The sequence below is a fragment of the Peptoniphilus grossensis ph5 genome (assembly GCF_000311825.1).
In the GTDB taxonomy this organism is placed as follows: Bacteria; Bacillota; Clostridia; order Tissierellales; family Peptoniphilaceae; genus Peptoniphilus_A; species Peptoniphilus_A hominis.
In genome coordinates this window covers 514,656-538,405 of the sequence record NZ_HE978566.1, presented here as the reverse complement: position 1 = coordinate 538,405, position 23,750 = coordinate 514,656, and the positions used below count along the sequence as shown (strand labels likewise).

The following is a 23,750-nucleotide window of genomic DNA, read 5'->3' as shown; positions in this document are numbered from 1 at the left end:
ATATGAAAAAGATTTTTTTGGGAATTTTTTTAATTATTATTTTGGCAGCAGGTGCTTTTTTATTTGTTGAAAATAGAGGAACGACAAAAATTTCAACTAAATACGACAAATTTAACTTCATAACAGAAAATAAGGATATCGATAAAGATGACTTTTCCATTGAAGATGGAATGATTTACCTATCTCTTGACTACATAAAGAAATATCTTGATGAAAATATTTCTTATGATAAAGCAAGTGGAGAAGTAAAGATAGAAAACGAACACGCAAATAAAACTTTAAAGTTAAATGAATATCAAGCAAAATTTAACAGTGGAACTATTGATTTAAGAGCACCAGTAATAGAAAAAAATGGCAAGATAATGCTTCCAATTGAAGCCTTTATCTACGACTACAATGTAAGCTTGAGATATAATAAAGACATAAGGCTTTTGCTTTTAGACTATAGAGATAAGGAATATGACTTAACAAAGGCCAAGAAAGAAGCTTTGCTTAGAGAAGATGCTTCTCGCAGAAGTCCAATTATAAAAAAACTTCCTGAAGGCGAAAAATTATATGTTTATGGCGAAGAAAGTAAATACTATGTTGTTAGAATGCCTGAAGGATATGCCGGTTATGTTTTAAAGAGCGATGTTGATGAAAATTTTGAAAAATTCACTTTAGCATCTGCCACAAAAAACATTTCAAAGAGTCCAATTAATTTAACTTGGGACTACACTTATGCTGAACACTCTGATGAAAAAGTTGAGCAAATAAAAGATATAAAGGGACTAGATGTAATAATTCCTACTTGGTTTTCCATTAGAAATGGAAATGGAGACATGATTGATAGAGGAAACTTAAATTATATAAAGAAGTACAATGATTTAGGCATTGAAGTATGGGCTTATTTGGACAATTCCTTTGACCCAGACATTACTCATGAGGCTCTATCAAATGAAAATACTCGCAAAAAAATCATCGATAAAACTCTTGAACTTTGTAGAAAATACAAGATGAAGGGCATCAACATAGACTTTGAACACACAAAAATTGATGATAGAGACAATATAACTGCCTTTGTAAGAGAGTTTAGAGAAAGTGCTGGAGAAGATTTTATTGTTACTGTTGATGTAACGCCGCAAATTTCATCTGATGTCACTAAGGAGCCCTACGACAGAAAAGCTTTGGCAGAAATTTCTGATTATATAGTTGTCATGTCTTATGACCAACACTGGGCATCATCTGAAGAAGCAGGTTCAGTTGCTCAATATAAATGGGTGGAAGGCAGCATTAATGTCTTATTTAGGAATATACCTAATAGAAAAATGATCTTAGGTGTTCCACTTTATACAAGACTTTGGAAAGATTCAAATGGCAAAGTTACTTCAAAGACAATATCCATGTCAGAAGTTGCAAATATTATTGCATCAAAGGGATTAATTCCAACTTGGGACAAAGAATCACAACAAAATTATGTGGAATATCAGGAAAATGGTGCAACATATAAAATTTGGATAGAGGATGCAAATTCCATAGAGAAAAAAGTTTCCCTAGTTAATAAATATAATCTAGCAGGCGTTGGATCTTGGAGACTTGGATTTGAAACTCAAAATATTTGGGACGTTATTTCAAAAGAACTAGAAAAAACCAATTAAAATATTGACAATTTAAAATATTAAGTATAAAATTAAAGAGTAATTAACTATAATTTTATTAGGATGTGTTTAAAATTTTACCAGATACACATAAAATCGTGGCTAAAATTGTTCACGATAGAATTAAAGAAAAATATAATGTCAATTTAAATCTAGATAAAATGCTTTGGGGATCAATTGCTCCTGATGTTTTGCCTTATTACAAGACAAAGAGACACTATTTTCATGAATCAGGAGATTATATAGCAAGAGAAATAAGTAAACTTATTTATTTTTCCAGATATTCCTATTCTGAAGGCAACGAAAGCAAGCTATTTATAAATTACATGAGCAAAAAGCTTGGCATAATTATGCATTATCTTTGTGATTTTGTATGTTATCCTCATGCTTACAGAATGACTTTTATTGAAAATTTGAGAAAGCATGTTAAGTATGAACAAGATTTAGCTTTATATGCCAGAGAAAACAAATTTTTAGAAGAAAGTTTTAGAGATGTGATTTCATGTGAAGATATAAACTTTTTTGAAAATTCCGATATAAAACTTGAGAAAAAAGTAAAAGCTTACTTGATAAAAGTTATAGAGGAATACAAAGATTCAAATCACAGCTTTGACAATGATTTAAATTTTGCTTTAAATTTATCCACGAATATTTCTATTCTTGTTATTGAATCAATACTTGAATATAATGGGGAATTTGATATACAATTTATTTAAGAAACAAAATTCTTTCACTCTTAGGGGTGAAAGATTTTTATAATTATGGAGGAAAAAGATGAGAAATAATTCTAGTGCTACAAAACTAGACCTTAGGGAAACACAGATTGCAATTAAGTCGGTAAAGGATTACTTTCAAAGGGACTTGGCAAACACTTTAAACTTGCAAAGAGTTTCAGCACCTCTCTTTGTTAGACCCGAAACTGGGCTTAATGACAACTTAAATGGTGAAAAAGCAGTAGATTTTGATTTGAGACAATATGGAATAAATGTTGAAATTGTTCAATCTCTTGCAAAGTGGAAGAGAAATGCTCTTAAGGAATATAACTTCAATATGTATGAAGGAATTTACGCAGACATGAATGCCATTAGAGCTGAAGAAGAGCTTGATGAAATTCATTCTTCCTATGTTGATCAATGGGACTGGGAAAAAATAATAAACAAAAGTGACAGAAATAAGGAATATCTTTATTTAACTGTTAAGGAAATTTATTCTGTATTTAAGAGATGTGAGGAATATATTAACCAAACTTATCCTTACATTCTTTCAAAAAAATTACCAGATGAAATATTCTTTATTACTTCACAAGAGCTTGAAGATTTATATCCAGGAAAGACTTCAAAAGAAAGAGAAAAATTAATTTGCAAGGACAAGGGCGCAGTTTTCATTATGGGCATTGGTGCAGATTTAAATTCTGGAGAACCTCATGACCACAGAAGTCCGGATTATGACGACTGGAGTTTAAATGGCGATATCCTTTTTTGGGATGAAGTTTTGGGAAATTCTCTAGAAGTTTCTAGTATGGGTATACGCGTTGATGAAGAATCTTTGAGAAGTCAATGTGAACTTGCAAATACAACTGACAGATTTAAGTTAAAATATCATCAAGATGTTTTAAATGCACAACTTCCTTATACAATTGGTGGAGGTATAGGTCAATCAAGAATTTGTATGTTTTTCCTTGAAAAGAGTCATATTGGGGAAGTACAAGTTGGAGTATGGGACGAAAAAAGTTTAAACTATTGTAAAGAAAATAAAATAAAACTTTTATAAAATTTAAAAAAATTACAAATTGGATACAAATCCTCCGGAATATATAGTATAATATTTTTATACGAAACCGGAGGATTTTTTTATGGATTTGGCACAAAAATTAAATCAAGAAAATTTTAAAAGTGTTGCCTTTAAAGATATAAAAAAATACCTAATTGCAAATTTCTTGTTTAAGGGTGATTTGGATAGCATAAACATTCTACTAAATCTATACAATGTTTATGAGTCAATTGAAAATATATATCCAAGGTATGTAACTCTTGAAAACTTGAGAAAAGATATAATTAAAATTTATAGGCAAAAGGAAGGAATTGAGTTAATTGCTCGAAATCTTTCTAGCCTAATTCATGATGACATCAATAGATTAGAGCTTTATCTATATTTGGAAGGCTATAGACTTGGCTTCAACTCTAAGAAACATATTAATTTATTAGAAATCATAACTTTAAAGTATTTAACTATTGATGAACTTTACAACAGAAATAAACTTTTTCAGTACGAATTTAAAAATGAAGAAGTTTTGTCTTTTAAGAAATTAGTTTTTAAAGATATTAGAAAAGATAGGCAAATTAGGATTTTTATAAAAAGTACACTTTCAGATGTTAAGAAAAGATTACTTAACGATAAAATAAATAATATTAACGATCATCTTGATATGCAACTTATTTTTAAAAGCGAAGATGATAATGTTAAAATTAAGGAAGTGGATTCCTATTTGACTGAAAAGGAAATTGAGACTCTAAACAATAAGATTTCTAAGTTTCTATACATAGATGGATTTAGGATTTTTAGAAACGGTTTTTGGGATGGAGTTAATGATAGAGTTTTAAAGAGATACAAGTAAGGATAGTTTTATGCTATCCTTTTTAAAGTGGTGGTAATTTGGTAATAATGGGCATTGACCCGGGAATAGCAATAGTTGGTTATGGATTTTTAGAACTCAAGGGCAATTCTTATAAGGTTTTGGATTATGGTGCAATCACTACAATGGCAAAAGTTCCACTTCCAGATAGATTAAATTCCATTTATATGGAAATGAATGATTTAATAAAAAAGTATAAGCCTGAAGATATAGCTTTTGAAGAATTATTTTTTAACAAAAATGTTAAAACCGCCATAACTGTTGCCCAGGCTCGTGGCGTTGAAGTTTTATCTGCAAAAAATAGTGGTGCAGGTTTATATGAGTATACACCACTTCAAGTTAAACAAGCCCTTGTGGGTTATGGAAGAGCTACAAAGATACAAGTTCAAGAAATGGTTAAGATGATTTTAAATTTAAAAGAAGTTCCAAAGCCTGATGATGTGGCAGACGCACTAGCTGTTGCCATTACTCATGGTAGTTCGATTAAGTTTAAAGAAAGTTTTAGGATGATATAATGATAGAATTTTTAAAGGGAAGAGTACACTCAACTGACAGAGGTTATTTAGTCCTTGAAGCCAATGGAATTGGTTACATAGTAAATATGATTTCAAGAGAGCTTCATACTTTTTATAAAAATGAAGAAGTTTTTATAAATATTAGACTTGTCCTTAGAGAAGATGCTGCAACTTTATTTGGTTTTAAAGACAGCGAAACTAGAAATGCCTTTGACCTATTGACAAGTGTAACGGGAATTGGACCTAAACTTGCCATGGGAATATTAGAAGGAGACGATGTATCAAATATTGCAAAATACATATTATCAAAGGATGAAAAGTCCCTTACGAAACTCCCAGGTGTTGGCAAAAAAACTGCCCAGAGAATTATTCTTGAGTTAAAAGATAAGGTTGAAAAATTAAACCTAGATATAGATTTTGCCACAGAAGAAACTCCTTTATTTGATGAAAATGATGATCCAGCAGTTGAGGCACTTATCTCATTGGGTTATAATGTATATGACGCAAAAAAATCACTGGAAAAAATTGATGCTTCACTAGATATATCCGAGCGCATTAGAGAAGCGTTGAAATTAATGGGTTGATATAATGGATAAAAATAGATTAGTAGAGCCTGCCTTTATTGATGGCGATACAAAAGAAATTAGCCTTAGACCAAAGTGGTTAAGTGAATATATAGGTCAAGAAAAAGTTGTAAATAATTTAAAAATTTTTATTGAAGCTGCAAAAAACAGATCTGAACCACTTGATCACACCCTTTTAAGTGGACCACCTGGTCTTGGTAAAACTACTTTAGCTGGAATTATTGCCAATGAAATGGGAGTAAACTTAAAAGTTACATCTGGTCCGGCAATAGAAAAACAAGGAGATCTTGCCAGCATACTTACAAATTTAAATAATGATGATGTCCTATTTATAGATGAAATTCACAGACTAAACAAATCTGTAGAGGAAATTCTTTATCCTGCCATGGAAGATCATGCCCTTGATATAATTATAGGAAAGGGACCTTCTGCTAGGTCCATTAGACTTGACCTAGCGCCCTTTACACTAATAGGTGCTACTACAAGGGCAGGTATGCTTACATCACCTCTTAGAGATAGATTTGGTGTGATGTTAAAATTAGACTTATATGACACAAAATCTTTAGTAGAAATTATTATGAGATCTGCAAAGATTTTAAATATACCAATAGAAGAAGAAGGAGCAATGGAAATTGCTAGGAGGTCTCGTGGAACTCCTAGAATTGCCAATAGACTTTTAAAGAGAGTCAGGGATTACGCTGAAGTCAAAGAAGAGGGTGTAATAACTACAAAAGTGGCTATAAAGGGCCTCAACCTCTTAGAGATTGACAAATATGGACTTGATAATATTGACAGGAGAATAATTCTTACTATGATTGAAAAATTCTATGGTAGACCTGTGGGTATTGACGCCATATCTGCTGCTATTGGGGAAGACAAGGGAACAGTAGAAGATGTATATGAACCTTATTTAATGCAAATAGGTTTTATTATGAGAACGCCTAGAGGAAGAGTTGCTACAAAAAGGGCTTATGACCATTTTGGAATCGAATACAAGGGTGATTGATATGAAAAAATTTTTAATGTTAGCCATATTTTTAATCTTATTGCCAACTAGCATTTTTGCAAAGGAAAGTTACGACAGAATTGATATTAAAGTTGGAAAATCTGTAAATGCAAAGGAAAATTTAAAGTTAAAATCTAAGAGCAATTTAAATATTATTACTTCAGATAATCAAGTTATAAATAGTACTAATAATAAGGAAATTGAAGTAATGTTTGATGGAAAAAATATCAATGTAAAAGGTAAAAATTTTAAACTTGCAAATTTTCCACAAGATGGTGCTTTTTTAATTAATTCCGATTCTCCAATATATGTTGATAAAATCAAGAGAAATTATAGAGGTTCAATTTCCTTTAGAGTTAATAATGGAAAACTAGACATAATAAATAATGTTCAATTAGACGATTATTTAAGAGGTGTTTTACCTAAGGAAATGAGTCCTGAATTTCCAATGGAATCCTTAAAAGCGCAAGCTCTTTGTTCTAGGTCCTTTGCTATAAATAATTTCAACAAATATATAAAAAAAGGATATAACTTAGATGACACAACAAATTCACAGGTTTATTATGGAAAAGATGTGGAAGAAAAATCTACTGATAAGGCTGTAGAAACTACTTTGGGAGAAGTTATTAAGTATGACGGAAAAATTGCTGAGACAATTTTCTGTGCTTCTTCAGGTGGATACACAGTTTCTTCATCAGACGCTTGGGGTGGAAATACTGTTCCATATTTAATTTCAAAGGAAGATCCTTATTCAACTCACCCTTGGGAATACACACTAAAGGACAGTGACTTGAAAAAATTAAATTTAAGCGATGTTTTTGGCGTAAATTTAGATTCTATGAATACTTCAAATAGAGTTAATAACATAAGTTTTAGCACTTCTAAGGGCGATATAACTATGAAAGCCAAGGACTTTAGACAAAAAATTGGCAATACAAGAATTAAATCAACACTATTTGATATAGCGTGTGATAACAATAAAATAGTTGTCAAGGGAAAAGGCTATGGACATGGCGTTGGCATGAGCCAATATGGTGCTGTTGAAATGGCAAAAAAAGGAAATAACTATAAAGATATAATTGGATTTTATTTCCCTGGCACAAATATCGAAAAAATAAAATAACAGAAAGGCAAAAATGAAAACAAAGGATTTTTATTACGACTTACCAAAGGAATTAATAGCACAACATCCAACAGAAAAAAGAGATCATTCCAGACTTCTTGTACTAGACAAAAAGACTGGGGAAATGGAGCACAAACATTTTTATGACATCATAGATTATCTGAAAGAAGGGGATGTGCTTGTATTAAATGACACCAAGGTAATGCCTGCACGAATTTTTGGACATAGAGAAGGAAAGGAAGAAAAAATTGAATTTCTTCTTTTAAATCACAAGGGTGACACCTGGGAATGTTTATCTAAACCAGGAAGAAAAGCACAAATAGGCACTAAAATAATTTTTAGTGACAAATTATCTGCTGAAGTAGTTGATATTTCAAAAGATGGCTCAAGATTTTTAAAATTTGAATATGAAGGAATTTTTGAAGAAATATTAGATGAACTTGGAGAAATGCCACTACCACCTTATATTACAGAAAAGTTAGAAGATAAAAACAGATACCAAACTGTATATGCAAGGGAAGAAGGTTCAGCTGCTGCACCAACAGCAGGTCTTCACTTTACACAGGAACTTCTTCAAAAAGTAAAGGACAAGGGCGTTGAAATTTGCTACATCACACTTCATGTTGGCATTGGAACTTTTAGACCAGTTAAAGTTGAAAATATTGATGAACATGAAATGCACTCCGAATTTTACATCATGACAAAAGAAGTTGCAGATAAAATTAATGCTGCAAAGGATAGAGGAAGTAGAGTAATTGCTGTTGGAACAACAAGTGTAAGAACTGTTGAATCAATTGCTGATGAAAGTGGAAGAGTTTGTGAAAAAAGTGGATTTACAAATATTTTTATTTATCCACCATATGAGTTTAAGTGCATAGATGCTCTTATAACTAATTTTCACTTGCCAGAGTCAACACTTTTAATGCTAGTGTCCTCACTTTCAACAAGAGATATTATTTTAAAGGCATACAAGGAAGCTGTAAAAGAAAGATATAGATTTTTCAGCTTTGGCGATGCAATGTTTATAAGGTAGGTTTTATGTTTAAATTTGAACTATTAAAAACTGCTAAGGATTCAAAGGCTAGACTTGGCAAAATTACAACTAATCATGGAGAAATAGAGACACCTATATTTATGCCAGTTGGCACAAGGGCAACAGTAAAAACTATGACTCCTGATGAGCTAAAAAAAATAGGCTCACAAATTATTCTTTCAAATACTTATCATTTATTTTTAAGACCGGGAACTGATATTATAGAAAAAGCTGGCGGACTTCACAAATTCATGAATTGGGATAAGCCGATTCTTACTGATTCAGGCGGCTTTCAAGTTTTTTCCCTATCAGATAACAGAAAAATAACTGAAGAAGGAGTTCACTTTAGAAGTCACATAGATGGCAGTAAAATGTTTATTTCACCAGAAAAATCTGTTGATATTCAAAATGTTTTAGGTTCTGATATTATGATGGCATTTGACGAATGTGCACCCTATCCTGCAAGTCATGAATATATTGATAATTCCATGAGAAGAACTTTAAGGTGGGCAGAAAGATGTAAAGAACATCACAAAAATATTGACAAGCAAACACTTTTTGGAATAATTCAAGGTGGAATGTATAAAGATTTAAGAGAAATTTCAGCTAAAGAAATGGTTGATATGGACTTCAAGGGTTATTCTATTGGAGGTCTGTCAGTTGGTGAGCCAATTGATTTAATGAATGATATTTTGGATTATACTACTGACTTTATGCCAGAAAATAAACCAAGATACTTAATGGGAGTTGGTAGCCCAGATTATTTATTTGAAGCTGTAGAAAGAGGCGTGGATATGGCAGACTGTGTTCTTCCAACTAGGATAGCAAGAAATGGAACTGTTTTAACTCATAAGGGAAGAATTGCCATTAAAAATGCTCTATATAAAGAAGACTTTTCATCTCTTGACGAAGATTGCCAATGTTATACTTGTAGGAATTTCTCCAAGGCTTATATAAGACATTTATTCAATGTTGATGAAATACTTGGAATGAGACTTGCTACGATACACAATTTATATTTCTTATTGGATATGATGAAAAACATAAGAGAGTCTATCAAGGGCGACTATTTCTTAGAATATAAAAATGATTTCTACAAAAAATATGGTTATAAATAATTTCTTGTTAAGTCATGGGATTAAATGTATAATATAATTATTAATAATAAACAAGAAAGGAGTTAATAATGGATCAAAACACAATGTTAAACTTTATTCCTTTAATATTGATGTTTGTTGTTTTTTATTTTTTTATAATAAGACCACAAAAGAAAAAAGCAAATGAAGTAAACGAAATGCGCGAAAACTTAAAAGTGGGCGATAAAATAATAACAATCGGAGGAATAATTGGTAAAATTATTCTTGTAAAGGAAGACTACTTAGTTATTGAAACTTCATCAGACAATACAAAAATTGAAATAATGAAGTGGGGAATTAACGGTACTTATAAAAAGAATACTGAACTTAAAGACTCAGAAGAAGAATAGGAGATACTATGAAACATATAAAGACACTTACAAAGAAAAACTTAAAGAAAACTTATGAAAAAGGCGGATGTGGTGAATGCCAAACATCTTGTCAATCAGCTTGCAAGACTAGTTGCACAGTTGGAAATCAAAAATGCGAAAATTCTGAAAACTAAGGCAAGGGAAACCTTGCTTTTATTTTTGTTAAGGGATGTAAAGGAGTAAAGATGGTAGAAAGAATTCACAAATTTTATTTAAACGACAGATACATTGTCCTTGATATTGCCAGCGGATCAGTTCATGTTGTTGAAAAAATTGTTTATGAAATGATTGATGATTATGAAAAATTATCAATGGATGAAATTATAGATAAATTTTCAAAACTTTATAATAAAGAAGATGCTATTGAAGCCTATGAAGAAATAGATTATTTAACTAAGGAAGGTTTATTATTTTCTGAAGATGAACATTTTAAACTTCCAAAGTATAATCCAGAAAATGTTGTTAAAGCTCTTTGCCTTCATGTTGCTCACGATTGTAATTTGAGATGTAAGTATTGTTTTGCTTCTCAAGGAGACTTCAAGGGCGACAGAAGTTTAATGTCCTTTGAAACTGGAAAGAAAGCCTTAGACTTTATCTTAAAAAATTCTGGCAATAGAAAAAATCTTGAAGTTGACTTCTTTGGTGGCGAGCCTCTAATGAATTTTGATCTTGTAAAGAAACTTGTTGCTTATGGAAGAGAAGAAGAAAAGAAATATGATAAGCACTTTAGATTTACAATTACAACTAATGGAATGCTTTTAAATAAAGAAATTGAAGACTTTATCAACGAAAACATGGACAATGTTGTTCTTTCTATTGACGGAAGAAAAGAAATTAACGATGAGATGCGCCCAACAATAAATGGCAAGGGCTCCTATGATGTAATAGTTCCAAAATTTAAAGAACTTATCGACAAGAGAGGAGACAAGGATTACTTTATAAGAGGAACTTTTACAAATGAAAATTTAGATTTCTCTGAAGACTTAAAGGATTTTTATTCTCACGGTTTTAAAAAGACTTCAATTGAGCCAGTTGTAACTGATGAAAGAGAGCCTTATGCCATTAGAGAAGAACATTTAGATAAAATTTTAAGTGAATATGAAAAGATGAGTAAAGACTACATTGAAATAAGAAAAAAGGACAAGGACTTTTCTTTCTTCCACTTTATAATTGACTTGTCACAAGGACCTTGCATAGTAAAGAGAACTGTGGGCTGTGGTGCAGGATCTGAATATGTAGCAATAACACCTCAAGGAGAAATTTATCCTTGCCACCAATTTGTTGGCGAAGAAGAATTTTTACTTGGAAATGTTGATGACGGAATTTTAAACACTAATCTTAGAGACAAATTTAAAAATTCCAATGTTTACACTAATGAAGACTGTCCAACTTGCTGGGCAAGATACTATTGCTCAGGTGGATGCCATGCCAATGCCTATTACAGCAACAAGGACATCAGCAAACCTTACAAGGTTGGCTGTGCCATGGAAAAGAAAAGAATTGAATGTGCAATTTCAGTTCTAGCAAATGAAGAATAATTTTAAAAATTAATGAACCCTGCGGGGTTCTTTTTTGTATATTTTATAAATACATAATAGTTTTACCTTAATGGCAATTTTTGATATAATATTCTTTATATGAAGTGGTGATTAAATGGAAAGATGGTTTATAAAAAATAAGAGTGACCCAGGAATTGAATACAAAAAACTGGGCATTAATAATGTTATATATAAAATTTTACTTAATAGAGAAGTTAATAGCGAAGAGGAAATAAAAAGTTTTTTGAAACCTGAGCTTTCAAATTTAAATTCACCAATACTTTTGAAGGACATGGTAAGGGCTTCAAATTTAATTTTAAGTCACCTTGCTAAGAAAAACAAAATTAGAATTATTGGAGACTATGATGTGGACGGCGTGACCTCTACTTATATTTTGTATTCAGGTCTTCTAAGAATTGGCGCCAATGTATCCTATGACATTCCTCATAGGGTGGAAGATGGCTACGGAATAAATAATAATTTAATTGATAGGGCATTTGATGCTGGTGTAAATCTAATTATTACTTGCGACAATGGAATTGCTGCAAGAGATGCTGTCCTTTATGCAAAATCTAAGGGAATAGATATTATTATAACAGACCACCACGAGGTGCCTAAGATAATAGAAGATGACAAAGAGAAGGAATTAATTCCTCATGCCAGTGCAGTCATTGATCCAAAACAAAGTTCTTGTTCTTATCCCTTTGAAGACATTTGTGGTGCTGTAGTTGCTTTCAAGTTGATTGAATATTTATATTTAATTAAGGGCGTAGATAAAGAAGAGTTTTACGAAAGCTTTTTGCCCTTTGCAGCTATTGCCACTGTCTGCGATGTAATGCCACTTAAAAATGAAAATAGGATTATAGTTTCTCAAGGATTAAAATATTTAAGAGAGACTAAACACCTTGGACTTAACGCCCTTATTGAAGCATCAGACATAAAGAAAAGTGAAATAGATGTATATCATCTTGGATTTATTATCGGACCTACAATAAACTCCAGTGGCAGGCTTGAATCAGCAAAGTATGCTCTAGAATTGCTCTTAGAAAAAGATTATAGCCTGGCTCTTGACAAGGCTAAAGAGTTAAGAGAGCTCAATTATGAAAGGCAAAAGCTGACACAAGATGCCTTTAATATAATAGACGAAAAAATTAATCGTGAAAAACTTTTAGAAAAGCAAAAGATTTTGATAATTTATAAGGAAGGACTTAATGAATCAATTCTTGGCATAGTTGCAGGCAAAATAAAAGAAAAGTATTATAGACCCACTGTTGTACTAAGCGATTCAAAGGACTTAATCAAGGGTTCAGGAAGAAGCATTGAGGAATACAATATGTTTAAGGAATTTTCCAAGTCAAAAAATTATTTAGATGCCTTTGGCGGACATAAAATGGCTTGTGGACTTTCACTGCCCCTTGAAAATTTAGATGATTTCATAAAAGATGTTGATGAAAAGGAAAATTTGACAGAAGAAGACTTAATTAGAAAAATTTATATAGATGGAAATTTAGAACTAAAGTATATTAGCATGAATTTAGTTAAGGAACTTGAAAATCTAGCGCCCTTTGGCAATGGAAATTCTGCTCCAAAATTTGGTGCTAAAAATTTAAAAATAAATACATTAAATATCTTGGGAAAAAATAAGAACTTTTTAAAAATGAATCTATCTCAAGATAAGGTAAGTTACACAGCAACTTTATTTGAAGATTCTGAAGCATTTTTAAATAATCTTGCAAAATCTTATGGAAGGGAAGAAGTAATGGCGCTACTTCAAGGTAGACCATCAAATATTTTTATAGATGTAATTTTTAATTTGGAACTTAATAAATTTAATGGAAATGTATCCATCCAATTAAAGATTAAATCCTATAGAATTTCAGGTGAAAAGAATGTTAATAGATGAATTAATTGAAAAAGTAAAGTCATATAACGAAAATGCCGATTTCGAAATGATTAATCGTGCTTATAAATTTGCTGAAGAGCATCACAAGGGACAAAAGAGAAATTCTGGAGAAGATTATATAATCCATCCCTTAAATGTAAGTTTGATCCTTGCTGAAATGAATATGGATACTGCCACTATTGTTGCTGGATTACTTCACGATGTAGTAGAAGATACTGATGTCACTCTAGAAGATATAAAAAATTTATTTGGTCAAGAAATTGCCGACTTAGTTGATGGAGTTACTAAGTTAAAAAAATTAAATTATAAAAATAAAGAAGAAAAGCAAGCTGAAAATATTAGAAAAATGGTTCTTGCTATGGCAAAGGACATAAGAGTAATAATAGTTAAACTTGCCGATAGACTTCACAACATGAGAACACTTGAGTACATGACTGATGCTAAAAAAATTGAAAAGGCAACAGAAACTGTTGAAATTTATGCTCCAATTGCCGATAGACTTGGTATGAGTAGGGTTAAGTGGGAGCTTGAAGACTTATCTCTTAGATATCTTGATGAAGAGGGCTATTATGAACTCGTAGAAATGGTAAATAAGAGAAGAAATGAAAGAGAAGATCTTATTAATCACATTATAGCTGAGCTTGAAGAAAATTTAAAAAAAGTTGGCATTGAATGTGAAATAAAGGGAAGACCAAAGAATTTTTATTCTATTTATAAAAAAATGAAGAAAAAGGGAAAAGTCTTTGATGAAATTTATGATTTATCTGCTGTAAGAATTTTAACTCATTCTGTTAAAGATTGTTATGGTGCTCTTGGAGTTGTTCACACACTTTTTAAGCCAATTCCAGGTAGATTTAAAGACTATATTGCTATGCCTAAGCCTAATAAATACCAATCTCTTCACACAACTGTTATTGACAACAATGGAGAGACTTTTGAAGTTCAAATTAGGACTTATGAAATGCATCAAACTGCTGAATATGGTATTGCCGCTCACTGGAAATATAAGGCTGGCGTTACAAAGGAAACTGCCTTTGATGAAAACTTAACTTGGTTAAGACAACTTTTAGAATGGCAAAAGGACTTAAATGATCCTGGCGACTTTATGGATACCTTAAAGATTGATTTCTTTGCCGACGAAGTTTTTGTTTTTACACCAAGGGGGGATGTTATAAACTTACCAGAAGGATCAACTCCAATTGACTTCGCCTATAGAATTCACTCTCAAGTTGGAAATACTTGTGTAGGGGCAAAGGTAAATGGAAGAATTGTTCCTCTAAACTACACTCTTCAAAGCGGAAATATAGTTGATGTAATAACAAATCCAAATACTAGTCCATCTCTTGATTGGCTAAAAATCGTAAAAAGCCCTCAAGCTCGCAAGAAGATCTCTCAATATTTTAAAGTCAAGGACAAAGAAAAAAATATTGAAAGAGGAAAAGATGCAATTGAAAAAGAAGTAAAAAAACTTGGATATCAAGTTCCTAAAATTTTACGCGATGATTGGCTAGAGGAAGTTAAGAATAAGCTAAATATGCAGACACTAGATGAAATGTATGCTGCTGTTGGCTTTGGAACAATTACAACAACACAGGTTACAGCAAAATTATCTGATATTTATAATAAACATTATAAAAAAGACGAAAAAGATGTTGAAGAAATTGTTCAATCAAGAAAGAGATACAATAATCAAGGCATTGAAGTAAAGGGTGTAGATGGAGTAAATGTTAGAATTGCTAAATGCTGTACTCCAGTGCCAGGGGACGACATAATAGGATACATTACAATTGGCAGAGGTATTTCTGTTCACAGAAAAGATTGCAAAAATATGCAAGACAATGTTGATCCTTCAAGACTTGTTGAAGTTAAATGGCAAAGCAGCTATGAAACAAGTTATAGTGCTTCTATTGAGATCAGGGCCTTTGATAAGCCAAATGTTATTAGCGATATTGCTAATAGAGTAAATGATTCTAAGTTAAGCATTTCTTATTTAAATGCCAAGGCAATAAAAAATGGAGATGCGGTAATTGATATTACAGTTGAAATTACTGATAGTGAAGAACTTGAAAGATTAATGGAAAAATTAAAGAGAATCAATAATGTTCTCGAGGTATATAGAGTAAAGGCGTGATAGAATGCGAGCAGTTGTTCAAAGAGTAAAGAGATCTAGCGTATCTGTTGATGGGAAAATTGTTTCAAAGATAGATAAGGGATTAATGGTGCTCCTTGGTGTTGAAGTTAATGATGATGAAAGTGATTTAGACTACATCCTAAAAAAAGTTACAAAGCTTAGAATTTTTGACGACGAAGATGGAGTCATGAATAAGTCACTTCTTGACTACGGATTAGAAGTCCTTGTTGTCAGTCAATTTACTCTTTATGGAGATGCTAGAAAGGGCAACAGACCTTCCTATATTCGTTCTGCTAAATTTGACCAAGGAATTCTTTTATATGAAAAGTTTATTGAAGAACTTGAAAAACTTAATGTAAAAGTTTCTCACGGTGAATATGGTGAAGACATGGATGTAGAGCTTATTAATGACGGTCCTGTTACAATTTTATTGGATTCAAGTAAGGAATTTTAGGTGAATTATGCAATATAAAATTATGAAATTAGTAGTCGGAGAATTGCAAGAAAATTGTTTTATTCTCTTTGACGAAAACAAAGATGCTTTTGTGGTGGATCCAGGTGGATCAAGCGAAAACATAATTGAGGCAATTGAAAAAAATAATTTAAAGATAAAATATATTCTCTTAACTCATGGTCACTTTGATCATGTTGGTGCAGTTTCTGCTTTGAAAGAAAAATTTAAGGCTCCAGTATATCTTCATAAAAATGACAGAGAGTTTTTAGAAAATCCAAGAGAAGTTAGGGAATCAGCCTTTGGTCTACAAATTGAAGCTACCAAGGTAGATGTCTTTGTAAAGGATGGAGACAAAATTCCTTTTTCTGATGATTTTATAAAGGTAATTGCAAGTCCAGGACATACTATTGGTTCAGTTTGTTACCTTTTCAAAGATTATTTGTTTGCAGGAGACACTTTATTTAACGGATCTATTGGAAGGACAGATTTTCCTGAATCAGACCATTCACTTATGATTGAGTCACTTAAGAGATTAAAGGAACTTGATGATGATATTTATGTTTTATCAGGTCATGGTCCAGAATCACAAATGAGTTATGAAAAGATGTCAAACCCATATTTAAGAAGATTATGATTGTAATTGACTGTGAAAATGAGGCTCTAAAAAAATCTATATTTGAATTTTTTAGTATGAAACTTCCTAAGAATTATAAAGATATAGATTTGCATTTAAAGATAAAAGTTCTTGATGAATTTATTTTTCTTGAAATTGTTGGAAATAAAATAAATAAAAGTGTAAAGCTTGATATAAAAAATGACAAAGCTCACTTTGTTTTAAAAAGATACTTATTTGATTTATTTTCAAATCATAAGGATTTTGATTCTAGTTTCGGAATTTTAACAGGAGTTAGGCCCTTAAAACTAGTCTCAAAAGTTTTTGAAAGAAATTCCTATAAAGAATCAAGAAAAATCTTATTTGATAAATATAGGATAAATAAAATTGAGGCAGATTTTTTATATAGAATTTATAAAAATCAGGAAAAACTTCGTGAAAATTCTAATTTAAATAATTACAATGTCTATGTGCACATACCTTTTTGTCCAAGTAGATGCCTTTATTGCTCCTTTGATACAACTATTGGGAATAAAATAAAGATAGATGCTTATACTAAAAATTTAATTGATGACATAAAATCTTATGAGTTAAATTTTTCTAAAAAGCCAAATTCAATTTATATAGGCGGAGGAACACCAACAGCAATAGGGAAAGAAAATTTAGAAAGAATTATTGATGTAGTTTTAGAAAAATTTGGCAGTTCAAGGGAATTTACTGTTGAATGCGGAAGAATAGACAGTATTAGTGTAGAAGTTTTGGAAATGCTAAAAAGAAAAGGTGTTAATCGAATTAGTTTAAATCCACAAAGCTTTAACGAAGATGTTATTAGCAAATTAAATAGGGTATCAAATGAAAATTTTAGTTATTGGTTTTATAAAGCAAAGGAAATTGGCTTTGATGTTATCAATATGGACTTAATAATGGGTCTTCCTGGCGAAAGTAAGGAAAGCATTTTAAAATCAATAAAAAAAACAATTGATTTTTCGCCAGAAAATATTACCCTACACAGCTTGGCACTAAAAAATGGCTCAAAACTTTTCGAAAATTCTTATTTTAACGAAGAAGATTATAGTGATCTCATTGAAGAATCAAAGAAACTAATGCTTGATTCAAACTATGAGCCCTATTACCTTTACAGGCAGAAAAAATCTGTAATAAGTTCAGAAAATATTGGCTATGCAAAAAAAGGCTGTTCATCAATTTATAATATTGTCATGATGGAAGAACTGGAAAACATCATTGGCTTCGGCCTCGGAGCAAGTACAAAAATTTTAGATTCACAGGGGAAATTTAAGAGAAATATTAATTCTAAAAATCTTGAAGATTTTATAAAGAGGAGATAATTTTGAAATTAAGTGAAATTTTAAAAAATATAAATATTATCCAAACAAACTTTAACATTGATGAAAATAAAGAAATTAATAAAATAGCCTTCCACACTAAGGATGTAGTAGAAGGCGCTATTTTTGTTGCAATAAAAGGTTATGTAACTGATGGACATAAGTTTATAAAAAAAGCTAGTGAACTTGGAGCAGAGCTTGCTGTTGTGGAAGAATTTGTGGATGTGGACATAAAACAAATAAAAGTTCTTAATTCTAGAATTGCTCTTGCAGATATGGCAACAAATTTTTATAAAAACCCATCAAGGGAAATGAATATAATTGGTATTACAGCTACAAATGGAAAGACAACTACTGCTTTTATGGTAGATTCAATTTTAAAGGAAGATAAAAGGGAAACTGGCATGATAGGCACTGTCTTAACTAGGTATAAGGATGTAAAAATTCCATCAATACTTACTACACCAGAGTCTCTCACTCTTCAGTCATACTTAAGAGATATGGCAGATAATAATATTACTGATGTGACTATGGAAGTCTCTTCTTCAGCCCAAGAACTTTTTAGAGACAAGAATATTGACTTTGACATAGTTACTTTTAACAATCTTGGCAGAGAACACATTGACCAACATGGAAGTTTTGAAAAATATTTTCTCTACAAATCGAGACTTATTAGACATGCTAAAAAAGATGCCCTTGCAATTTTAAATGCCGATGATGAAATGATTTATTCTCTAAAAGAAAAAACTCAGGCTAAAGTTTTGTCTTTTTCACTGGAGAATGACAAAGCAGATTTTGGGATTTCTGATTTAGATTTATCTACGGGCAAGGGAAAATTTATATTTAATATAAATAAAGATATAAAACTAAAAGATTTTACAATAAAAAAGTCTAACTTCAAAGTTGAGCTTGGCTCTGTGGGTTATTCTTCGGTTATGAATTCTGTAGTTGCAATAATTGTTGCACTATGTCTTAATATAGAAAAAGAAATAATAACTGATGCACTAAAAAATTTTAAGGGTGTAGAGAGACGATTTGAACTTATCTTTGATGAAGATTTTAAAATTTTAGACGACCACTTTGCCAATGAAAAAAATATTGATGCAACAATGGAAACTCTTAAAATGATGGTATATAAAGACTTAAATATTTTATATGCCATAAGAGGACACAGAGGAGTGGAAGTAAATAGAGAGATCACTGAAAGACTTGTTAAGTGGATAAAAATTTTAAAACCAAGGACTTTAGCTGCTACTCTATCAAAAGACATAGTTGGCGAAAAAGATAGGGTGACAGAGGAAGAATTAAAGGTTTTTAAGAATATTTTAAAGGAAAATAATATTGACTGTAAAATTTATGATACCTTAGAAGACGCTGTAAATAATTCAATTGATCTTTTAAATAGTGAAGATGTACTGTTGCTTGCAGGATGTCAGGGCATGGATAAGGGTGCAAAATTTGTGAAAGAAAAACTTTTAAGAGAAAATAAGGTTAAAGATATCCAAGGATTTTCTCACAGAATAGACAGTAGAATCTGTTAAAGTTGAATTTTACGAGACCTTGTTTTATAATTAAAATAGATTTTTATGGAAATAAATAATAAAATAAATCGCTAATCGTTTATTTATATTTTAACGACTAAGCTCCAAACCATTTGAGGCTTGGAGTTTAATTTTTAGGAGGAAATATGGCTGAAAAAATGGGAAATCTCAAGAGAAGTAATTATTGTAATGAGATTTCAGAAGAAATGATTTCAAAAGAAGTTACCTTAATGGGCTGGGTTGCTAAACAAAGATCCCTTGGCTCAATAATTTTCGTTGACCTTAGAGATAGAAGTGGAATTGCACAAATTGTATTTGATGACACATCTTCTGATGAGCTTTTAGAAAAGGCATCACATCTTCGTGGAGAATTTGTTATTGCTGTAAGAGGTAAAGTTCGCATGAGATCATCAATAAATGAAGAACTTGAAACTGGACGAGTTGAAGTTCTTGCCAGCGAACTTAAAATTTTAAGTGAATCTGAAGTTCCACCAATTTATGTAAAGGACAACGACAATGTTTCTGAAAACATGAGATTAAAATACAGAACTTTAGATTTAAGAAAGCCAAGTATGCAAAAAAATCTCATGATTCGTTCAATGATTTACAAAATCACTCGTGACTTCTTCTATGAAAATGGATTTATAGAAGTTGAAACTCCAATGTTAACTAAGCCAACTCCTGAAGGAGCAAGGGATTATTTAGTGCCTAGTAGAGTTAATCCTGGCGAATTTTACGCCCTTCCTCAATCACCACAACTTATGAAACAACTTTTAATGGTTGCAGGACTTGACAGGTACATCCAAATTACAAAATGCTTTAGAGATGAAGACTTAAGGGCAAATAGACAACCTGAATTTACGCAAATTGACATGGAACTTAGCTTTGTAACTGAAGAAGATGTGATGGAAATAAATGAAAGATTCTTGCAAAGACTATTTAAAGAAATTTTAAATAAAGAAATTGAGCTTCCTATAAAGAGAATGAAATATGCTGAAGCAATGGATAGATTTGGAGTTGACAAGCCAGATTTAAGATTTGGCATGGAACTCCACGACATATCTCATCTTGTAAAGGAATGCGGCTTTAAAGTATTTGAAGGAAATACAGAAAAGGGCAAAAGTGTCAGAGGAATTAAAGTTGAGGGCGGAAGCGAATTTTACTCAAAGAAGCAAGTTAAAAAATTAGAATCCTTTGTAAAAGATTTTAAGGCAATTGGTCTATCTTGGATAAGAGTCGATGAAGAAATTGATTCTCCAATTGCAAAATTCTTGTCTGAAGAAAAAATGGATGAAATTATTAAGGCTTTTGATGCAAAAAAAGGCGATTTAATTTTGATTTTAGCTGATAAAAACTCAGTTGTTTACAGTGGTCTTGGAAATCTTCGTAACAAGATAGCAAGAGACATGGATTTAATTGACGAAAATGATTATAAACTTACATGGATCACTGAATTCCCTCTATTTGAATACGACGAAGAAGAGGGAAGATATGTGGCTATGCACCATCCTTTCACAAGTCCATTAGATGAAGATGTAGATAAACTTACTAGTGACAAAGAAAATGCAAGAGCAAAAGCCTATGACATTGTAATTAACGGCGATGAAATGGGCGGAGGAAGTATTAGAATTAATGACCCAGAAATTCAAGAAAAAATGTTTGAAGCTTTGGGACTTTCTGAAGAAGAAGCTAAGGAAAAATTTGGATTCCTATTAGAAGCCTTTAAATACGGAGCACCACCACATGGAGGACTTGCTTATGGATTAGATAGACTTGTAATGCTATTTACTAATGCCAAGAGCATTAGAGATGTAATAGCTTTTCCAAAAACTCAAGCAGCAACTTGTCTATTAACTGGTGCGCCAACAAGACTTTCAGAAAAACAATTAGAAGAAGTTCATGTAAAAGTTATAGAAAAAGAAAAAGAAGAAGAAAAATAAAAAAAAGGAGATTAAGGTGATATTATGGAAAGCATTGGAATTGTTAGATCAAAGGATAAAAATAAAATCTTTGTAGAATTTACAAGAGAAAGTGCTTGCGGAGAAAGTTGTGAATCTTGTAGTGCAAAATGTGCTGAATCAGAGAGAGAACTTTTCGAATTTCAAAATACTGTGTCAGCCAATGTTGGCGACCTTGTAAAAATTAAGACAAGGAACAAGTCTGTACTTTCTTATAAATTTTTAGTATATGGTCTTCCTTTAATTTTATTTATGTCTACAATTACAATTTCCTATATTATTATGAGCAAGACTTCCATGGGAAATATAGATTTAATATCACTAATTATTGGGGTATTTTCCTTGCTTATTTCACATTTAATATTAAAAGAAATAGATCACAAATTTAACAAAACAAATAAAGCTGCTATTTTTCTCGAAAAAATGTAGGTGAGAAATGTTTAGTAAAAACTGGTATAAAGCCTTATATATTTTTTCAATTATCCTATTTATTTTGTCTTTGATTTTTTTCATCTACTCACTTGCAAATAAAAAGTACTCATCAGAAATTATTTCTGAGAATAAAAATATTAGAGAAGAAATAAATTTAATTGAAGATAAAACAAGGTCTATCACAGAAGATATTGATTCTCTAGAAATTGAATTTAATATAAAATCACAAGAATTTTATGAAAAATATGGATATCAATTTGAGTCAAGTAAATCTGATGAAATAAAAAGGTTGAAAGAGGATTATACAAATCAAAACAAAGCCATAGTAGCCGAGATTAAGGAAAGATTAAAGGCCTATGGAGCTTATTTTGAGTCTGATATTTATGAAAAAGATGGCTATGACAAATCAGTTAATGATTTTCTAGATCTTTATAGCGAGGAAAATTTAGACAAACACAAAAATATATACAATGAACTTAATATTAAAGCTTATGTTGAAGAATCAAATGGATTTGCCAAGAGCATTTTAAAATTAAATAAAAATTCAAAGGAACTGGATGCCTTGGTTTTTTATGCTTCAATTTACAGCTCAAATATATATTCTTATATAAATGATGAAAAATCATCTCTTTCAGAAATTTATGCAGATGTAAATAATCTTTTGTTTATTTATAAGGAAATTGAGAGAAAGGGCTACAAAACCGGAAATTTAAAGTCTGAAAATTTAATTTACTTGAATAAGTTTATGGAAGAAAAAATTTCATCCTATTACAAAAATCTTGGTATTTTAAAAGCTTTAGAAAAGAGTGATAACAATGATTAAAAATAAAAAAATTACAATACCAATCATTTTTATTGCCCTTGCTTTTGTTTTTTCTTTTCTTGGACTTTCTAATTTAAAAACTGTGGGATCTTCTTACTTTAACTTATCAAGAGAAAATTCTGCCCTTTTAGAAAGTAAGAAGAAGGCTGAAGATAAATTTAAAACTTTGAGCCAAGAAAACAACAGTAAAAAGTCAAAATTAGATGTAATAAACAACGAAATAAATAAATTTGACATTATTAAAGACAAGACTTCCGAAATAGATAGCATGAATATGGAAATTAGTGACTCACTAATTTCTTTTCGCAAAAATAACTTTAATGAATTATACAATATAGAAAATGGAAAGATCAACGATTATAAGCCATTAAAGGGAAGTTTTATTGAAGAAAATTTAACAGAAGAAGATGTTAGATCAAATCTTCTCATGATTGAGTTTCTCTTAAATTCCTACTATAATTTTGATTTAAATAGAAATATAAGTAAGCACAACCTAAAGGCCTATGAAAATCTTGGAATCATAGATTATTTAATTAATGGAGATAATTACATGCTAAAGTCTATTTTATTAAATGACACTTCCAAAATTTCAAAGCTAAAGGAAGAAAAAGAAACTATTTTAAAGGAAGAAGAAGAGTTCTTTTCGGTTTACGAAAATATTTATGGCGACAAGGAAAATATTAAAATATTGGGTCAAAATAATGACAACATTTTAAAAAGTGAAACAGCTAAGAAAAGTGACGAAGATAATAATTTTAGGATCTTAAATGCCCTTTGTATTGATATTTTAAACTCATCTGTAAATTATTTAGAAAATTATAAAATTGTGTCAGAAAATGGCACAAATAAATTAAATGTTTTAGATGATAGCCTTATGAGTGAAAAAAATGAAAATAATAAACTTACTGTAACTTACTACAATAGAGTAAGCGGAGATACTTATACATTGTCAGAAGAGAGAGAGTAACTCTTCTATT

Annotated in this window: 23 protein-coding genes; all 23 read left to right on the top strand. The window is 30.9% G+C overall.

Annotated elements, in window-relative coordinates; all coding sequences use genetic code 11:
• Positions 1-2: 2 nt before the first annotated feature.
• The 23 genes from HGPG_RS02495 (at position 3) to HGPG_RS02385 (ending at position 23,740) form a co-directional block, all read left to right on the top strand.
• Positions 3-1,637, top strand: a complete 1,635-nt coding sequence (locus HGPG_RS02495) for a glycosyl hydrolase family 18 protein (RefSeq protein WP_019124478.1) — start codon at positions 3-5, stop codon at positions 1,635-1,637.
• Between the two features lie 65 nt (positions 1,638-1,702).
• Positions 1,703-2,353 carry a zinc dependent phospholipase C family protein gene (locus HGPG_RS02490; protein WP_036731238.1) on the top strand — a complete coding sequence of 217 codons (651 nt, stop codon included), beginning with the start codon at positions 1,703-1,705 and terminating at the stop codon, positions 2,351-2,353.
• A 58-nt stretch (positions 2,354-2,411) separates the two neighbouring features.
• Entirely contained in the window at positions 2,412-3,407 is a 996-nt protein-coding gene (asnA, locus tag HGPG_RS02485) for an aspartate--ammonia ligase (RefSeq protein WP_019124476.1), read from the top strand.
• 82 nt (positions 3,408-3,489) lie between these two features.
• A complete protein-coding gene (locus HGPG_RS02480; protein ID WP_019124475.1) occupies positions 3,490-4,251 on the top strand; it encodes a hypothetical protein in 762 nt (253 codons plus the stop codon).
• Positions 4,252-4,289: 38 nt separating this feature from the next.
• Positions 4,290-4,784, top strand: coding sequence for a crossover junction endodeoxyribonuclease RuvC (gene ruvC / locus HGPG_RS02475; RefSeq protein ID WP_019124474.1), 495 nt, complete (start codon positions 4,290-4,292; stop codon positions 4,782-4,784).
• Entirely contained in the window at positions 4,784-5,368 is a 585-nt protein-coding gene (ruvA, locus tag HGPG_RS02470) for a Holliday junction branch migration protein RuvA (RefSeq protein WP_019124473.1), read from the top strand. The genes ruvC and ruvA overlap by 1 nt, the downstream gene beginning before the upstream one ends.
• A 4-nt stretch (positions 5,369-5,372) precedes the next feature.
• On the top strand, positions 5,373-6,374 hold the full coding sequence (ruvB, locus tag HGPG_RS02465) for a Holliday junction branch migration DNA helicase RuvB (RefSeq protein WP_019124472.1): 1,002 nt from the start codon (positions 5,373-5,375) through the stop codon (positions 6,372-6,374).
• 1 nt (position 6,375) lies between these two features.
• Complete coding sequence (locus HGPG_RS02460; RefSeq protein WP_019124471.1) at positions 6,376-7,497, top strand: SpoIID/LytB domain-containing protein; 1,122 nt, start codon at positions 6,376-6,378, stop codon at positions 7,495-7,497.
• Positions 7,498-7,510: 13 nt separating this feature from the next.
• Entirely contained in the window at positions 7,511-8,530 is a 1,020-nt protein-coding gene (queA, locus tag HGPG_RS02455; protein WP_019124470.1) for a tRNA preQ1(34) S-adenosylmethionine ribosyltransferase-isomerase QueA, read from the top strand.
• Positions 8,531-8,535: 5 nt separating this feature from the next.
• A complete protein-coding gene (gene tgt, locus HGPG_RS02450) occupies positions 8,536-9,648 on the top strand; it encodes a tRNA guanosine(34) transglycosylase Tgt (protein WP_019124469.1) in 1,113 nt (370 codons plus the stop codon).
• Between the two features lie 68 nt (positions 9,649-9,716).
• Entirely contained in the window at positions 9,717-10,016 is a 300-nt protein-coding gene (gene yajC / locus HGPG_RS02445; RefSeq protein ID WP_019124468.1) for a preprotein translocase subunit YajC, read from the top strand.
• A gap of 8 nt (positions 10,017-10,024) precedes the next feature.
• Positions 10,025-10,171: a six-cysteine ranthipeptide SCIFF gene (gene scfA, locus HGPG_RS02440; RefSeq protein WP_019107118.1), complete on the top strand. Its 147-nt coding sequence runs from the start codon at positions 10,025-10,027 to the stop codon at positions 10,169-10,171.
• A 51-nt stretch (positions 10,172-10,222) separates the two neighbouring features.
• Positions 10,223-11,575, top strand: a complete 1,353-nt coding sequence (scfB, locus tag HGPG_RS02435) for a thioether cross-link-forming SCIFF peptide maturase (protein ID WP_019124467.1) — start codon at positions 10,223-10,225, stop codon at positions 11,573-11,575.
• A 115-nt stretch (positions 11,576-11,690) separates the two neighbouring features.
• Positions 11,691-13,478: a single-stranded-DNA-specific exonuclease RecJ gene (recJ, locus tag HGPG_RS02430; RefSeq protein ID WP_019124466.1), complete on the top strand. Its 1,788-nt coding sequence runs from the start codon at positions 11,691-11,693 to the stop codon at positions 13,476-13,478.
• Entirely contained in the window at positions 13,465-15,609 is a 2,145-nt protein-coding gene (locus HGPG_RS02425) for a RelA/SpoT family protein (protein ID WP_019124465.1), read from the top strand. The genes recJ and HGPG_RS02425 overlap by 14 nt, the downstream gene beginning before the upstream one ends.
• Positions 15,610-15,613: 4 nt before the next feature.
• Positions 15,614-16,063 carry a D-aminoacyl-tRNA deacylase gene (dtd, locus tag HGPG_RS02420; RefSeq protein WP_019124464.1) on the top strand — a complete coding sequence of 150 codons (450 nt, stop codon included), beginning with the start codon at positions 15,614-15,616 and terminating at the stop codon, positions 16,061-16,063.
• Between the two features lie 7 nt (positions 16,064-16,070).
• Positions 16,071-16,697 (top strand): MBL fold metallo-hydrolase, encoded by a 627-nt coding sequence (locus HGPG_RS02415; RefSeq protein ID WP_019124463.1) that lies wholly within the window; start codon positions 16,071-16,073, stop codon positions 16,695-16,697.
• Between the two features lie 56 nt (positions 16,698-16,753).
• On the top strand, positions 16,754-18,022 hold the full coding sequence (gene hemZ, locus HGPG_RS02410; protein ID WP_245543876.1) for a coproporphyrinogen dehydrogenase HemZ: 1,269 nt from the start codon (positions 16,754-16,756) through the stop codon (positions 18,020-18,022).
• Positions 18,023-18,024: 2 nt separating this feature from the next.
• Positions 18,025-19,560 carry a Mur ligase family protein gene (locus HGPG_RS02405; RefSeq protein WP_019124461.1) on the top strand — a complete coding sequence of 512 codons (1,536 nt, stop codon included), beginning with the start codon at positions 18,025-18,027 and terminating at the stop codon, positions 19,558-19,560.
• 146 nt (positions 19,561-19,706) lie between these two features.
• Entirely contained in the window at positions 19,707-21,500 is a 1,794-nt protein-coding gene (aspS, locus tag HGPG_RS02400; protein ID WP_019124460.1) for an aspartate--tRNA ligase, read from the top strand.
• A gap of 24 nt (positions 21,501-21,524) precedes the next feature.
• The gene (locus HGPG_RS02395) at positions 21,525-21,947 is read left to right on the top strand and encodes a SoxR reducing system RseC family protein (protein WP_019124459.1); all 423 of its coding nucleotides are present in this window, start codon (positions 21,525-21,527) and stop codon (positions 21,945-21,947) included.
• A gap of 7 nt (positions 21,948-21,954) precedes the next feature.
• A complete protein-coding gene (locus tag HGPG_RS02390) occupies positions 21,955-22,773 on the top strand; it encodes a hypothetical protein (protein WP_019124458.1) in 819 nt (272 codons plus the stop codon).
• The gene (locus tag HGPG_RS02385) at positions 22,766-23,740 is read left to right on the top strand and encodes a hypothetical protein (protein ID WP_019124457.1); all 975 of its coding nucleotides are present in this window, start codon (positions 22,766-22,768) and stop codon (positions 23,738-23,740) included. The genes HGPG_RS02390 and HGPG_RS02385 overlap by 8 nt, the downstream gene beginning before the upstream one ends.
• Positions 23,741-23,750: the final 10 nt, after the last annotated feature.